12 protein-coding genes are annotated in these 14,382 nt (G+C 41.7%); 9 read left to right on the top strand and 3 right to left on the bottom strand.

Annotation, left to right across the window (positions count from 1 at the left end; genetic code table 11):
• Positions 1 to 156 precede the first annotated feature (156 nt).
• Positions 157 to 2,070, top strand: a complete 1,914-nt coding sequence (locus tag AAEY98_RS10095; protein WP_351016711.1) for an HD domain-containing phosphohydrolase — start codon at positions 157 to 159, stop codon at positions 2,068 to 2,070.
• 125 nt (positions 2,071 to 2,195) lie between these two features.
• Here the strand turns inward: AAEY98_RS10095 and dapD are convergent, their stop codons facing one another.
• From dapD to map, 3 genes are read right to left on the bottom strand one after another with little or no spacing between them, the layout of a single operon-like run.
• A complete protein-coding gene (gene dapD / locus AAEY98_RS10090; RefSeq protein ID WP_101086629.1) occupies positions 2,196 to 3,020 on the bottom strand; it encodes a 2,3,4,5-tetrahydropyridine-2,6-dicarboxylate N-succinyltransferase in 825 nt (274 codons plus the stop codon).
• 49 nt (positions 3,021 to 3,069) lie between these two features.
• Positions 3,070 to 5,643: a bifunctional uridylyltransferase/uridylyl-removing protein GlnD gene (gene glnD / locus AAEY98_RS10085; RefSeq protein WP_351016708.1), complete on the bottom strand. Its 2,574-nt coding sequence runs from the start codon at positions 5,641 to 5,643 to the stop codon at positions 3,070 to 3,072.
• A gap of 24 nt (positions 5,644 to 5,667) precedes the next feature.
• Complete coding sequence (map, locus tag AAEY98_RS10080) at positions 5,668 to 6,465, bottom strand: type I methionyl aminopeptidase (protein ID WP_101086631.1); 798 nt, start codon at positions 6,463 to 6,465, stop codon at positions 5,668 to 5,670.
• 352 nt (positions 6,466 to 6,817) lie between these two features.
• Here map and rpsB point away from each other — a divergent pair, with 352 nt between their 5' ends.
• The 8 genes from rpsB (at position 6,818) to rseP (ending at position 14,360) form a co-directional block, all read left to right on the top strand.
• The gene (gene rpsB / locus AAEY98_RS10075; protein WP_011636744.1) at positions 6,818 to 7,546 is read left to right on the top strand and encodes a 30S ribosomal protein S2; all 729 of its coding nucleotides are present in this window, start codon (positions 6,818 to 6,820) and stop codon (positions 7,544 to 7,546) included.
• A 117-nt stretch (positions 7,547 to 7,663) separates the two neighbouring features.
• Positions 7,664 to 8,515: a translation elongation factor Ts gene (tsf, locus tag AAEY98_RS10070; protein WP_162023508.1), complete on the top strand. Its 852-nt coding sequence runs from the start codon at positions 7,664 to 7,666 to the stop codon at positions 8,513 to 8,515.
• Between the two features lie 68 nt (positions 8,516 to 8,583).
• Positions 8,584 to 9,321: a UMP kinase gene (gene pyrH / locus AAEY98_RS10065; RefSeq protein ID WP_011636746.1), complete on the top strand. Its 738-nt coding sequence runs from the start codon at positions 8,584 to 8,586 to the stop codon at positions 9,319 to 9,321.
• A gap of 134 nt (positions 9,322 to 9,455) precedes the next feature.
• A complete protein-coding gene (gene frr / locus AAEY98_RS10060; protein ID WP_101087203.1) occupies positions 9,456 to 9,998 on the top strand; it encodes a ribosome recycling factor in 543 nt (180 codons plus the stop codon).
• An 81-nt stretch (positions 9,999 to 10,079) separates the two neighbouring features.
• Positions 10,080 to 10,904, top strand: a complete 825-nt coding sequence (gene uppS, locus AAEY98_RS10055; protein ID WP_011636748.1) for a polyprenyl diphosphate synthase — start codon at positions 10,080 to 10,082, stop codon at positions 10,902 to 10,904.
• Positions 10,905 to 10,923: 19 nt separating this feature from the next.
• Positions 10,924 to 11,781, top strand: a complete 858-nt coding sequence (locus AAEY98_RS10050; RefSeq protein WP_351016705.1) for a phosphatidate cytidylyltransferase — start codon at positions 10,924 to 10,926, stop codon at positions 11,779 to 11,781.
• Positions 11,782 to 11,786: 5 nt separating this feature from the next.
• A complete protein-coding gene (gene ispC / locus AAEY98_RS10045) occupies positions 11,787 to 12,977 on the top strand; it encodes a 1-deoxy-D-xylulose-5-phosphate reductoisomerase (protein ID WP_192115299.1) in 1,191 nt (396 codons plus the stop codon).
• Between the two features lie 12 nt (positions 12,978 to 12,989).
• Positions 12,990 to 14,360: a sigma E protease regulator RseP gene (rseP, locus tag AAEY98_RS10040; protein WP_351016702.1), complete on the top strand. Its 1,371-nt coding sequence runs from the start codon at positions 12,990 to 12,992 to the stop codon at positions 14,358 to 14,360.
• Positions 14,361 to 14,382 lie beyond the last annotated feature (22 nt).

The following is a 14,382-nucleotide window of genomic DNA, read 5'->3' as shown; positions in this document are numbered from 1 at the left end:
ATTTGACGTTAAATCAAATGGTGTTATCTTTAAAGATAAATAAAGATGAGTGGTTCCTGTAAGTTACTGTATCAACTTATCTATTAGAAATTTGCTATGCTGTATTCTATTGGAATTGATATTTTTAGTCTGTATAAGTAAGAAACGGGAAACTGGATGTTACAAAAAGCTAATTTTTTCTTAAAACCTTCAGAATTACCTAAAACAGTTGGGCTCTGTTGGGGCATTCTTAATGATAGGCTTGAATTAATTAAGCTAAGTGAACCGCTATACAAATTAGTCAATAAACCCATCTCGGCTATTCTAAAACAACCATTATCGAATGCTTTTTCAATGCTTACTCATGAGCAAATAGATCTTACCAATCATCTTTCTTCACAACTGATCAATTTTGTTGATGATAAAGGGCATGCATTACAAGCGACTGTCACCCCGATAGAAGAAAGCAGTGAGCATTGGTGTGTTACCTTCATAGAAATCGAACTCGATAAAGCTTGGTTATCTGATTTACATCCTGATTATCATCAAGCGATCCAGTCTAGTGATGATTGGCTAAATCAAATCGAAGAAGTGATTAATGCCAGCGGTGATATGGTGTTTGCTACGTCATTAAAACAGGCACTTTCACTGACTCAATCTAATGTGGGTTATCTGCATATGTTTGATGAGAAAAACAATCAAATAGTGCGAACCACATGGAGTGAAAACGTCAGTAAATACTTTACGATTACAAAACAACAAACCTATAAAGCAGATTCTGGTATTTGGGCCGAAACCATCCAAACCCGTAAATCGATGGTGCATAATGAATTAGCCAGTATTTCTGAGAATCGCTCGCAACAACAAGGTTTTTTTGCCTTTAGTAATCATCTTTGTGTGCCGATTCATTATCGCAAAAAACTCGTTGGCATTATCGGCGTTGGCAATCGAGATAAACCTTATACCCAAGTAGATGCCAAATCGTTAAGTATTTTTGCGACTATTTTGTGGCACAGCGTCGAATTACCTCGCACCATGAAAGCGGTATCGAGACAATCTAGCATTATTAAAATGCAAAAAGAAAAGATGACCCTTATTTTGGTGCAGTTGATTGGTGCCATTTCAGAAGCGCTAGAGTTAAAAGATGCTTACACCGCGGGGCATCAAAAGTCGGTTGCGCAGTTAAGCTATCTTATTGGCGAGAAAATGGGCTTAACACATGAAGTATTGGAAGGATTAAAACTGGGATCATTGATCCACGATATCGGTAAGTTGGCCATTCCAAGCCAGATTCTATCTAAACCCTCACGGTTAAGTGATGCTGAGTTTGGCTTGGTTAAACAACACCCTGAGCAAGGCGCTTTAATTGTTGATGAAGTGGAGTTTCCTTGGCCTATTAAGCAAATGATCCTTCAACATCATGAACGCTTAGACGGTTCAGGTTATCCCAAAGGGTTGAAAGCGGATGACATTATACTTGAAGCCAAGATCATTGCTGTAGCCGACGTTGCTGATTCGATTCTTAGCCATCGACCTTATCGGCCATCGCTCGGAATGGAGGTGTTAACCCAAGAGTTATTAAAAGGCAGAGGCATAATATTCGATGAGGTCGTTGTTGATACCTGTATTGATATTTTGGCTGTCGAAGACTTTAAACAAGAAGAATATGTTAGCACTTTGTCATTAGCCCCAGTTGTTTTTTTAGAGGAGTATCATACTCTTGAACATGCTGAGTCTATGATGAAAAAAGCTAAAATGGATGTGGCCGTGGTACTGTCAGAAAAAAATCGTAGCCCAATCGGCGTGGTTGATAATAACGTTTTAGCATTTTGGCACAGCCCATTTTTAAATACAGCAGCAGAACGTGCAGCGGATAGAAGCTTGCTGAATAAACGTGTACATCAAGTGATGGAACATAAAATAAATATGATTAACGATCGTACCATTTTGAACGATGCTCAACGGACGATGGAAAAAAGTAATGTTAATTATTTGATTGTTCAAAATGACAAGCAGTTGGTGATTGGAATGTTAACCTGGCGAATATTAGCCAATGCATTATTGGTGAATGCACAAGCAAGATCTAATTAGTTATACTATTGATTTGATGAGTTAATGTTATTTTTTGGAACTTATATTTTTTATTTAATGGATGATTTAACAGTAACAAAAAAGGCTCCTAGGAGCCTTTTGTAGATTATCGTTGGATAATAAAATTAATCAACGATACGTAATAGTTCATTGATACCCACTTTACCGCGGGTTTTAGCATCAACTTTTTTGACAATAATCGCTGCATACAAGCTGTATGTGCCACAAGCCGATGGTAGGTTACCTGATACGACAACCGATCCAGCAGGAACACGACCGTAATGTACTTCACCGGTTTCACGATCAAAAATTCGCGTGCTTTGGCCAATGTAAACGCCCATTGAAATGACGCTGCCTTCTTCAACCACAACACCTTCAACGATTTCGCTGCGAGCACCAATAAAACAGTTGTCTTCAATAATGGTTGGACCTGCTTGTAATGGCTCTAAAACACCGCCAATACCAACACCGCCAGATAAGTGTACGTTTTTACCAATCTGCGCACACGAACCAACAGTAGCCCATGTATCAACCATAGTACCTTCATCAACATAGGCACCAAGGTTAACGTAAGATGGCATCAATACGGTATTTTTACCGATAAATGAGCCTTTGCGAACCGTTGCGGGTGGCACAACACGAATACCTTCTGCTTTAAAACGAGCTTCGTCATAATCGGCAAATTTTTGTGGGACTTTGTCGAAATACTTGGTGTCGCCACCTTCAATCACGCCGTTATCAAAAATGCGAAAAGACAGTAGTACCGCCTTTTTAAGCCATTGGTGAACATGCCATTCACCGTCAATTTTTTCAGCAACGCGTACTTGGCCTTTATCGAGCATATTGATCACGGTTTCAACATCAGCGCGAACACTCGGTTCTACGGTTGCAGGTGAGATGTCTTGACGTGTTTCGAATGCTGCTTCAATGCGTTGGCGTAAAGCCTCCATTGTTTTCTCCCGGTATTAAATGATTAGTTGCACAAATTTATGGTTTAAATTAGTTAGATGATTTTAGCGCCAGTGTTAGCGCATCAGATAATTGTTGCTGTTGTGGCTCATCTAGGGCCGTTCCACTTTGGTTTTTTAATATGAAAAAGTCTTCTGCACGTTCACCAATAGTGGTAATTTTAGCTGCTAATAATGTCACATTACAACGGTAGAAGGTATCACCTACTTTGGCTAATAAGCCTGGGGTGTCGAGAGTGATTAATTCCATCATACTTGTACCATGGCGAGCACTGGGTAAGAAACTCACATGAGTCGCAACATTAAAAGGTTTCATGATCCGGGCTAGTTTTCTAAACTTCGGCAGTTTTGGATTTTCACTTGCCAAGGCTTTTTCAAGTGCTTTGCGGATACTTTGAATGCGTGATAATTGGATAATCGGTTCGCCATCTTGTTCTAAAATCACAAAGGTGTCGAGTGCATAGTTATCTTTTGATGTCATGATGTTAGCGTCATGCACATTGATATTTTTGTTATCTAAAACGGTCATAACGGTGGCGAACAGTTTTGGTTTATCTTTGCTATAGACAAACAGCTCCGTACCACCACGTGTTGTATGCTTAGACATTAATACTAATGGTTCGTCGTGATGATGTTTTAGAATGGCCTCAGCATGCCAGGCCACTTGGGTTGGCTGATGACGTAAAAAATAGTCAGATTTGAACCGAGACCAGAGTTCATCCATGTCTTTTTCTTTCAGGCCACGACGAATAAGTTCTTTTTTAGCTTTGGCTTGGACCTCTTTAACCCGCGCTTTAGCATCAATAGGTTTTTCTTTACCCCGAGCTAATACTCGTTGAGTTGAAAAATACAAATCACGTAATAACGAGCCTTTCCAGTTATTCCATGTTTTCTCATTGGTGGCACAAATATCTGCGACAGTGAGGCAATACAAATAACTTAAGTGTGCAGCATCGCGTACTTTTTCAGCAAATAGTGCAATCACTTCCGGGTCTGAAATATCTCTGCGCTGAGCGGTGATTGACATCACTAAGTGATTTTCAACTAACCAAGCCACTAAGCGACCGTCATGATCATTCATGCCATGCAATTTACAAAAGTCGATAGCGTCTTTTGAACCTAATTTGCTGTGATCGCCGCCACGGCCTTTAGCGATATCATGAAAAATGGCCCCGAGAACTAACAAACCTTTTTTCGGTAACTGATTAATTAAGATGGCACCGAGTGGAAATTCATCTTTTTGTTCAGCTTGTGAAAAACGATCAATATTGAGCAGTAATCTATGGGTGTGTTCGTCAACGGTATAAGCATGAAATAAATCAAACTGCATTTGGCCTTCAATCTTGCGCCAAGCCGGTAAGTAAGACGACAAAATACCGTGCTGGTGCATTAATGAAAATGCGGTAATACCCCGTGGATGTTTTAAGATCTCCATAAACACTTTACGACATGCGGGGTTTTCTTGTAAGGGTGATGTTAATGCTCTACGAGCATTGCGCAGTAATCGTAACGTTGGCGCGTAAATTTCTTGAATGTTTGAGTTTTTAGCCACCAGTAGAAATAAGCGTAATATTTCTTCGTTTTGGCGGCTAAATAAATCGTCATCTAATACTTCAATGTAACGTCCACGCCGTTGATAAACATCGCTTATCGGCTGAATTTCCAGTGCTTGAGTGTGACCTAATGTCGCGCGCTTAAACAATTGCAACAGCATTTGATTAAGCTCCATCACTCGGCGTACCGTGCGATAATAGCGCTTCATCATTTGTTCGACGGCTAATTGGGTAGCATCCTCGTAACCTAATAAACTGGCGACTTGTCTCTGTAAGTCAAACAACAAGCGGTTTTCGTTGCGATTAGCGGTGGTGTGAAGTGCAAAACGGATTTCCCACAGAAAATTTTGGCATTCAATTAATTCTGCTAATTCGGCTGGCGCAAGAAAATCGTGCTCGACTAAATCTTCTAATTTAGCAGCATCAAAGTGGCGCATTGCAACCCAAGCGATGGTTTGAATATCACGCAATCCGCCGGGGCAGGTTTTGATGTTAGGTTCTAAATCAAAGGCACTGGCTTTACTATGACGAGTCGTTTGTTCATCTTTCTTGGCATTATAAAAGTCATAAGAGGGCCAAAAGTCTTGTTGACGAATAGCATCGTATAACACGTCAAATAGATATTCATTACCAGTGAGCAATCTGGCTTCAATGAGATTTGTGGCAATGGTGATGTCTGATTTACCTTGTTCAATGGTTTGCACAACTGTGCGTACACTGTGGCCTATTTCAAGCCCAGTATCCCAAAGGTAGGTAATGAATTGCCCTAACTGAATTTCAGTTTCGGGCGATAATTGTTCATCGTTAACCAAAAAAAGTAAGTCAATGTCTGAATAGGGATGCAGTTCACCACGACCGTAGCCGCCAACGGCAACTAGGGCAAGCTGGCTATTATGTAAGCCAAAATCCCGCCAAGTTTGTATTAGTAAAGCATCAACAAATTGACTACGGTGTTTAACAATATCAGCAATAGGGTGTTTTGCAGTGTACTGCTCAACTAAGCGCTGGTTTAAGTCAATTAATGCGTTTTTGGCGGCCAGCGCAGTATTCATTGATGTCCTTACTAATTTGAGTCTTTAGTGGTTAATGATACGGGGAAAGTCTTCTTCTTCACGCAAAGTTAACACTTCTACACCGGTTTGGGTCACTAAAAGTGTATGTTCCCATTGTGCTGAGTTTTTACTATCAGAAGTTGTCACTGTCCAATTATCACTTTTATCCAACACAGTAGTATGACGACCTGCATTGATCATTGGTTCTATCGTAAAGCACATACCGGGTCTTAACACGGTTTTATCATTATTTTTATAATGAACAACTTGTGGTTCTTCGTGGAAGCCAGTGCCAATACCATGACCACAATAATCTTGTACGATGGAGTACTTATCAAGCCCTGTTTTACTTGTTTTGATGAATTTTTCGATGGTTGTGCCAATTTCGCCTAATTTTAAACCAGGACGCACTTTACGAATGGCTAAATACAAGCTTTCTTGGGCAATGCGGCTTAAACGTTTGTCTTTTGCTGATACTTCGCCAATTAAAAACATTTTCGAGGTATCACCATGATAACCGTCTTTGATGACAGTAATATCAAGGTTAATCATATCGCCTTCTTTTAACACGTACTCTGAAGGAATACCGTGGCACACGACTTCATTAACCGACGTACAAATAGACTTCGGAAATCCGTGATAATTTAACGGGGCTGAAATAGCACCTTGCTCTTCGGTGTATTTAGCACAGATTTCATCTAATTCATTTGTGGTCACTCCAGCCTTAATGTGTGGAGCTACCATTTCTAATACTTGCGCCGCTAATTTACCCGCTGCACGCATTTTTTCTATCTCGTCTGCATTTTTGATCACAATACTCATGAAAAACTCTCTATCTTTTTGACGGTCAAAATAGGCTTGTTTTATCCAAGGATTTTACGGCAAAAATTTGTATTTACATGCCGTTTATGGTATAAAGCGCGCCGTTATGTGTAAGATCGTTGTTGTACGGTTCGAGTTAATACAATGTCAATCGCTGCTTTTTTTAGCAAGGTATACATTGTGTTCGGCAAATCGTAAAATATGGTGGTCATTATACATGGCAATTAACTTAAATACTAAATCACACACGTATCGACACATTTTTCGGGGTGCTTTCTCATTCTTAACGGAAGTTAGAAAGTCGAAACATGGGATGCGTGGAGGTCTAACCCCTTACATTAAGGTAAATACAATGACTACTGTTTCAATGCGCGACATGCTACAAGCTGGTGTTCACTTCGGTCACCAAACTCGTTACTGGAACCCTAAGATGAAGCCTTTCATCTTCGGCGCTCGTAATGGTGTACACATCATCAACCTTGAGCATACAGTACCAATGTTCAACGAAGCTTTAGCTTTCATTAGCAACATCGCTTCTAAGAAAGGTAAAGTATTATTCGTAGGTACTAAGCGCGCTGCTGGCGAAGCTATCAAAGCATCTGCACTTTCTTGTGATCAGTATTATGTTGATCATCGTTGGTTAGGCGGCATGTTAACTAACTGGAAAACTGTTCGTCAGTCAATCAAGCGTCTTAAAGAGCTAGAAAGCCAGTCTGTAGACGGTACTTTCGACAAGTTAACTAAGAAAGAAGCGTTAATGCGTTCACGCGAATTAGACAAGTTAGAAAAGTCTTTAGGCGGAATCAAGAACATGGGCGGTTTACCTGACGTATTATTCGTTATCGGTGCTGACCATGAGCATATCGCTATTAAAGAAGCAAACAACCTAGGTATTCCAGTTGTTGCAGTTGTTGATACCAACTCTGCACCAGACGGTGTTAACTACATCGTTCCTGGTAACGACGACGCGATGCGTGCTATCCGTTTGTACACTTCTTCTGTTGCTGCAGCTGCTAACGCTGGCCGTGGTCAAGATTTAGCTGTTCAAGCTGAGCAAGACGGTTTCGTAGAAGCTGTTTAATAAGGCGTGATGATTAACATCCCCCTTATTTGCCAATAAGATAATTGGTGAACAGGGGCCTTTTGGCCCCTGTTTTATAAATGCAATATTAGACGAATTAAATTAGAGGATTTAACAATGGCAATTACTGCTGCCCAAGTTAAAGAACTTCGTGACCGCACTGGCGCTGGCATGATGGACTGTAAGAATGCACTGACTGAAACTGACGGTGACATCGAACTAGCGATTGATAACATGCGTAAAAGCGGCGCCGCGAAGGCTGCTAAAAAAGCAGGTAACATCGCTGCTGACGGTACAATTCTAATCAAGAATGGCGAAGGTTTCGCTGCACTTTTAGAAGTTAACTGTCAAACTGATTTCGTTGCAAAAGACTCAAACTTCCTAGCATTTGCTAACGCAGTGCTTGATGTTGCTGCTGCATCTAAAGTGTCTATCGAAGACTTAAAAGCACAGTTTGAAGAAACTCGTGTTGCGCTTGTAACTAAAATCGGTGAAAACATCAACGTTCGTCGCGTTGAGTATATCGATGGTGCAAACCTTGCGTCTTACCGTCACGGTGATCGTATTGGTGTTGTGGTTGCGGGTGAAGCTGATGAAGAAACACTAAAGCATATCGCAATGCACGTAGCTGCTTCTAAGCCAGATTTCGTAAACCCTGAAGATGTGCCTGCTGAACTTGTAGAAAGAGAGCAAACGCTTCAAATCGAAATCGCGATGAATGAAGGCAAGCCTGCTGAAATCGCTGAGAAGATGGTTGTTGGTCGTATGAAGAAGTTCACTGGTGAGATCTCTCTTACTGGTCAAGCTTTCATCATGGAACCAAAGAAAACTGTTGGCGAAGTGCTTAAATCGAAAGGCGCTACAGTAACCAGCTTTATTCGTTTAGAAGTTGGTGAAGGTATCGAGAAGAAAGCAGAAGATTTCGCTGCTGAAGTAGCTGCGCAAATCGCTGCTACTAAAAAAGCGTAATCGCTTTAATCTAAATACCCTAAGACCGCAGCAACCGCTGCGGTTTTGTTATGATCAGGATGAAAATTATGAGCACCAATCCAAAACCAGCGTTTAGACGTATTCTGCTTAAATTAAGCGGTGAAGCATTAATGGGTGAAGAAGGCTTCGGCATTGACCCTAAAGTACTTGATCGTATGGCACAAGAAGTGAAAGAGCTTGTTGAACTTGGTATTCAAGTTGGCGTGGTTATTGGTGGTGGTAATCTATTTCGTGGTGAAGGCTTAGCAAAAGCTGGTATGAACCGCGTGGTGGGCGATCACATGGGTATGTTAGCAACCGTAATGAATGGCTTAGCCATGCGTGATGCCTTGCACCGTGCATATGTTAATGCCCGCCTTATGTCTGCTATCCCACTTAAAGGTGTGTGCGATGATTACACTTGGACAGAAGCAATTAGCCTATTAAAGTCTGGTCGTGTGGTTATTTTTGCTGCGGGTACGGGCAATCCTTTTTGTACAACCGACTCAGCAGCATGTTTACGTGGTATTGAGATTGAAGCTGAAGTGGTACTCAAAGGCACAAAAGTAGATGGTGTATACTCAGCAGACCCAATGAAAAACCCTGAAGCGGTTAAATATGACACGCTTAGTTTTGCCGAAGTCCTTGAATCAGAATTAAAAGTAATGGATCTCGCTGCATTTACTATGGCACGTGATCATAATATGCCGATTCTTGTATTCAATATGAACAAGCCAGGTGCACTTCGCCGCGTTATTATGGGTGAGAAAGAAGGTACGATTATTAGCAGTAAACAACCTGCTTAATCACAGACACAGAAAATATTTATATTATATAATTTAACTGTTTGAGCGGTTTTATTGCATGTGTCATTCTTAGGCTAATGCTCAAACACACATGAATTTGTGACAAAAAGGAAATTATTGTGATTGATACTATTATGTTAGATGCGCAAGAGCGCATGGGTAAATGCGTAGATGCAACTAAAAACCAAATGGCGAAAGTTCGTACTGGTCGTGCACACCCAAGTTTATTAGATTCTATTCAAGTGTCTTGCTACGGTTCTATGTCACCGCTTAATCAAGTGGCTAATGTCGGAGTTGAAGACTCTCGTACACTAACAGTGAACGTATTTGATAGATCGATAGTTCAAGCGGTAGAAAAGGCGATTATGAGTTCAGATTTAGGCTTAAACCCTATGTCTGCAGGTGCAACTTTGCGTATTCCGTTGCCTTCGTTAACTGAAGAACGTCGTAAAGACTTTATCAAAGTGGTACGTAACGAAGCGGAAAATGGTCGTATTGCCATTCGTAACGTTCGTCGCGACGCAATCAGTGAAGTCAAGAAGCTTGAAAAAGCAAAAGCATGTACTGAAGATGATGTTCGCCGTAGTGAAGATGAAGTGCAGAAGCACACTGATTCATCAATCAAAAACATTGATCAAATACTAGCAGCGAAAGAAAAAGAGTTGATGGAAGTATAATCTGTCAATTTAGACGCTAGAGTTAACACGCCGTGTAAGGGTATACTACACGGCGTTTGTTTTTATAAAGGATTGTCGTAGATGTCGTCTACAGTTGAGTTTGAATCAGACCCTAAAGCCGATTCGGAGCAAATGACTTCGCAATTGTTGCCGGGACAATTATCTGATGTAGTAAAACAATCTCTGCCCAAACATGTTGCGATTATTATGGATGGTAATGGCCGTTGGGCACAACTGCAGGGTAAAGCCCGGGTTTTCGGTCATAAAGCCGGTGTTAAAGCTGTGCGCCGTGCGGTAAGTACTGCAAGTCAACTTGGTATTGAATCATTAACCCTATTTGCATTTTCGAGCGAAAATTGGCGCCGACCAGATAAAGAAGTCAGTTTGTTGATGGAATTGTTTTTTACGGTGTTACAACGTGAATTGAAATTGCTCGATAAAAACCAAGTTAAGCTCAATATTATTGGTGATACCAGCAGGTTTTCTAATCGTTTACAGAAACAAATTGCCGGTGCTCAAGAGAAAACAGCAAGCAATACTGGTCTGATATTAAATGTGGCGGCGAACTATGGCGGACGTTGGGATATCTTACAGGCTGCACAAAAATTAGCCGAAAAAGTAGAAAGTGGCGAAATCACCAGCAGTCAGATGACCGAAGAAGCATTAAATGAACATTTGTGCATGCAAAACCAGAGCGAAGTTGATTTAATGATCCGTACTGGCGGTGACTACCGCATTAGTAATTTTGTTTTATGGCAGGCCGCTTATGCCGAGTTGGTGTTTACTGACACCCTATGGCCTGACTTTGATGAGCTAGCATTCCGTGATGCTATTGCCATTTTTGCCAGTCGGCAGCGCCGTTTTGGTTTGACGGGTAGTCAAATTGAAGAGATACGCGCAATATAAATATTAAGAGGATTAGTTTTTGCTAAAACAACGAATAATAACAGCATTGTGGTTAATCCCAATTGTACTCGGGGCAATATTTTTACTTCCAGCAAACTGGTTTGCTTGGGTGTTAGTGCCAGTGTTTTTAATTGCAGCAAAAGAGTGGGGCAGTTTCATTGACCCAAGCTGTAATGTCACCCAGTGGTCTTTTACTGCTACCCTGGGTCTGTTAATGATAGCGCTTAACTTATCAGTACCCTTAGATGTGTTGTGGTTTAAAGGCCAATTACACCCTATTTATTTGGCCATCATCACTATTGGTGTATTTTGGTGGATAGTCAGTAGCGCATTGGTGTTCAGTTTTCCTAAAAGTGCCAAAATATGGAAAGACAGCCCTATGCTGAAATCCATGTTTGGTCAGTTAACACTCATCCCGTGTTTTGCTTCTTTAATCGCTCTCAAATCGTTAAGCAGTAACGTTCATCCCTATTATGGTGGTGCATTAGTGTTTATCGTTATGTTAGTGGTTTGGGCGACTGACACCGGTGCTTATTTTGCTGGACGTAAGTTAGGCAAGCATAAATTGATGCCGAGTGTGAGTCCTGCTAAAACGCTTGAGGGTTTAGCCGGTGGTTTAATTACTACTATGGTCGTAGTTGCGGGCATTATGTATGTTGCGCCAGAACAAGAGTTAGTCTTACTCATTGTGGTGACACTCGTTACTGCTCTGGCCTCTGCTTTTGGTGACTTGTCTGAAAGTATGTTCAAACGTGCTGCAAATATTAAAGACTCTGGCACTATTTTACCTGGTCATGGTGGTATTTTAGACCGTATCGACAGTCTAACGGCTGCATTGCCAGTGTTTACCTTTATCTACATAGCCATGTGGATGTGATGCCAATGCAAAATATGGTGATTTTAGGGGCTACTGGCTCAATTGGCGCTAGCACCTTAAGTGTGATGGTAAATAACCCTGCCGATTTTCATGTCTATGGATTAGTGGCCAATGCCAGTGTTCAAAAAATGCTGGCTTTGTGTATCACTCATCAGCCTGAGTATGCTCATATGGTGGATGAGAGCGCCGCCATGGAGCTTAAATCGTTATTGCCTAGTGGATGTATCACTCAAGTGACGACAGGTGCTGAGGCGTTAAATGCGTTAGTGACCGACAGTCGCACTGATACCGTTATGGCCGCTATTGTTGGTGCAGCGGGTTTAGTACCGACATTTGACGCTGTTAAAGCAGGTAAGCGGGTGTTGTTAGCCAACAAAGAAGCTCTGGTTATGTCGGGTGAGTTATTTATGCACACTGCTAGACAGTCGGGTGCGACAGTGCTACCTGTCGACAGCGAGCACAATGCCATATTTCAATGTTTACCAACCAATGTCCAAGCGCAACTCGGTTATTGTGACTTAAGTGCCAATGGCATATCACATATTTTATTAACCGGTTCAGGTGGACCGTTTTTAAACACTGATTTAGCCACTCTGAGTGCGATGACACCTGTTCAAGCTTGCAATCACCCTAATTGGTCCATGGGGCCTAAAATCTCTGTCGATTCAGCCACCATGATGAATAAAGGCTTAGAGTTTATCGAAGCTCGCTGGTTGTTTAATACGCAAGCTGAACAGCTCAAAGTAGTGATACATCCTCAAAGCGTGATTCACTCAATGGTGCAATACCGCGATGGTTCTGTTATTGCACAAATGGGCAACCCCGATATGCGTACACCGATTGCTCATTGTATGAGCTATCCGCAAAGAATTGGCGCTGGCGTTGAACCTTTAGATTTTTTCAAAGTCGGACAGTTAAGCTTTTGTGAACCTGACTTTGACCGTTTTCCATGTTTACGCTTAGCGATGCAAGCCTGTGAGCAAGGTCAGGAAGCGACCACAGTGTTGAATGCGGCCAATGAAATTGCTGTCGATTCATTTTTAAAAGGTCACATTCGTTTTACTGATATTGCTAACGTTAATTATCGCTGTTTAGACTCGGTGCAACAAACACGTTTAGACAGTATTGAAGATATAATACAGCTTGATGAGCAAGCACGTGCCACGGCAGTGTCCGTTATCAGCACACTAAATTAATTCAGGGAAATAATGATAGATTTTTTTTGGAGCTTAGGTTCTTTTATCGTCGCGTTGGGTATTTTAATTACCGCTCATGAGTATGGCCACTTTTGGGTTGCCCGTCGTTGTGGTGTTAAAGTCGAGCGTTTCTCTATCGGATTTGGCAAAGCGATTTGGCGTAAAGTGGGTAAAGATGGCACTGAATATGTCGTCGCTATGCTCCCACTAGGTGGCTATGTCAAAATGCTTGATGAGCGCGTTGAAGACGTGCCGGAGCATTTACTTGGCCAGGCCTTTAACCGTAAAACGGTATGGCAACGTATTGCGATTGTATCAGCCGGCCCGATAGCTAACTTTATTTTTGCAATTGTAGCGTTATATGTCATGTACCTTATTGGTACTCCGTCGATTAAGCCGGTAATAGACAGTACTAAGTTAAATAGCCCTGCCAGTGTTATTCAGTTGGTTGAACCACAACAAATTATAGCGGTATCAGGACAGCCAGTACGTACTTGGGAAGAAGTTAATTTAGCCTTAGTGGGTCATATTGGTGATGACAGTATTGAGTTATCCCTAGCACCATTACCAGCGTTGTCGGGCATGGATATGCCCGTTCGCACCGTCAAACTCGATACGCGAAATTGGGTTTTCGATCCAGAAAAAGAGTCGCCGATTACCGCACTCGGTTTAGGGATATTTCGCCCAGGGATAGATCCAACGATTGCGGCAGTGAGTAAAGACAGTGCGGCAGAGCAAGCGGGCATTAAGATTGGCGATAAACTCGTCAACATCAATGGCACTCAATACAGCGATTGGAATGCGTTTGTTGATGTGGTACAAAGCTCTGCTAACAAAAATATTAATATGACATTGATACGTCAAGGCGAACAAATCAATGTTGATGTTGTGCCAAAAGCACAACAAAATTCTGATGGTAAAACTATCGGAATTGTCGGAATTAGCCCAACCCAAGCACAGTGGCCTGATAATATGCGCTTTGAGCTTGAGTATGGCATAGTAGATTCTGTTATCGCTGCAGCTGATAAAACATGGCAACTCGTTGTCGTCAGCTTTAAGATGATTGGAAAATTATTTACCGGCGATGTGTCGGTGAAAAACCTTAGTGGTCCTATTTCGATTGCACAAGGCGCAGGCGCCAGTGCAAGTTACGGTTTAGTGTACTTTCTAGGGTTTATCGCGCTCATCAGCGTTAACTTAGGTATTATTAATTTAATGCCTCTGCCAGTGCTCGATGGGGGACACTTGCTGTATTACTTTATAGAAGTGATTACTGGTAAGCCTGTACCCGAAAAGGTACAGGAAATAGGATTCAGGTTTGGCGCAGCTTTGCTGCTAATGTTGATGGGCGTAGCCTTATTCAACGATTTTGCCCGACTCTGAGCAAGGACAGACTAATAATTAG

The organism is Shewanella sp. AC91-MNA-CIBAN-0169, assembly GCF_040310165.1.
Taxonomy (GTDB): Bacteria; Pseudomonadota; Gammaproteobacteria; order Enterobacterales; family Shewanellaceae; genus Shewanella.
This window is presented reverse-complemented; position numbering and strand designations above follow the sequence as displayed.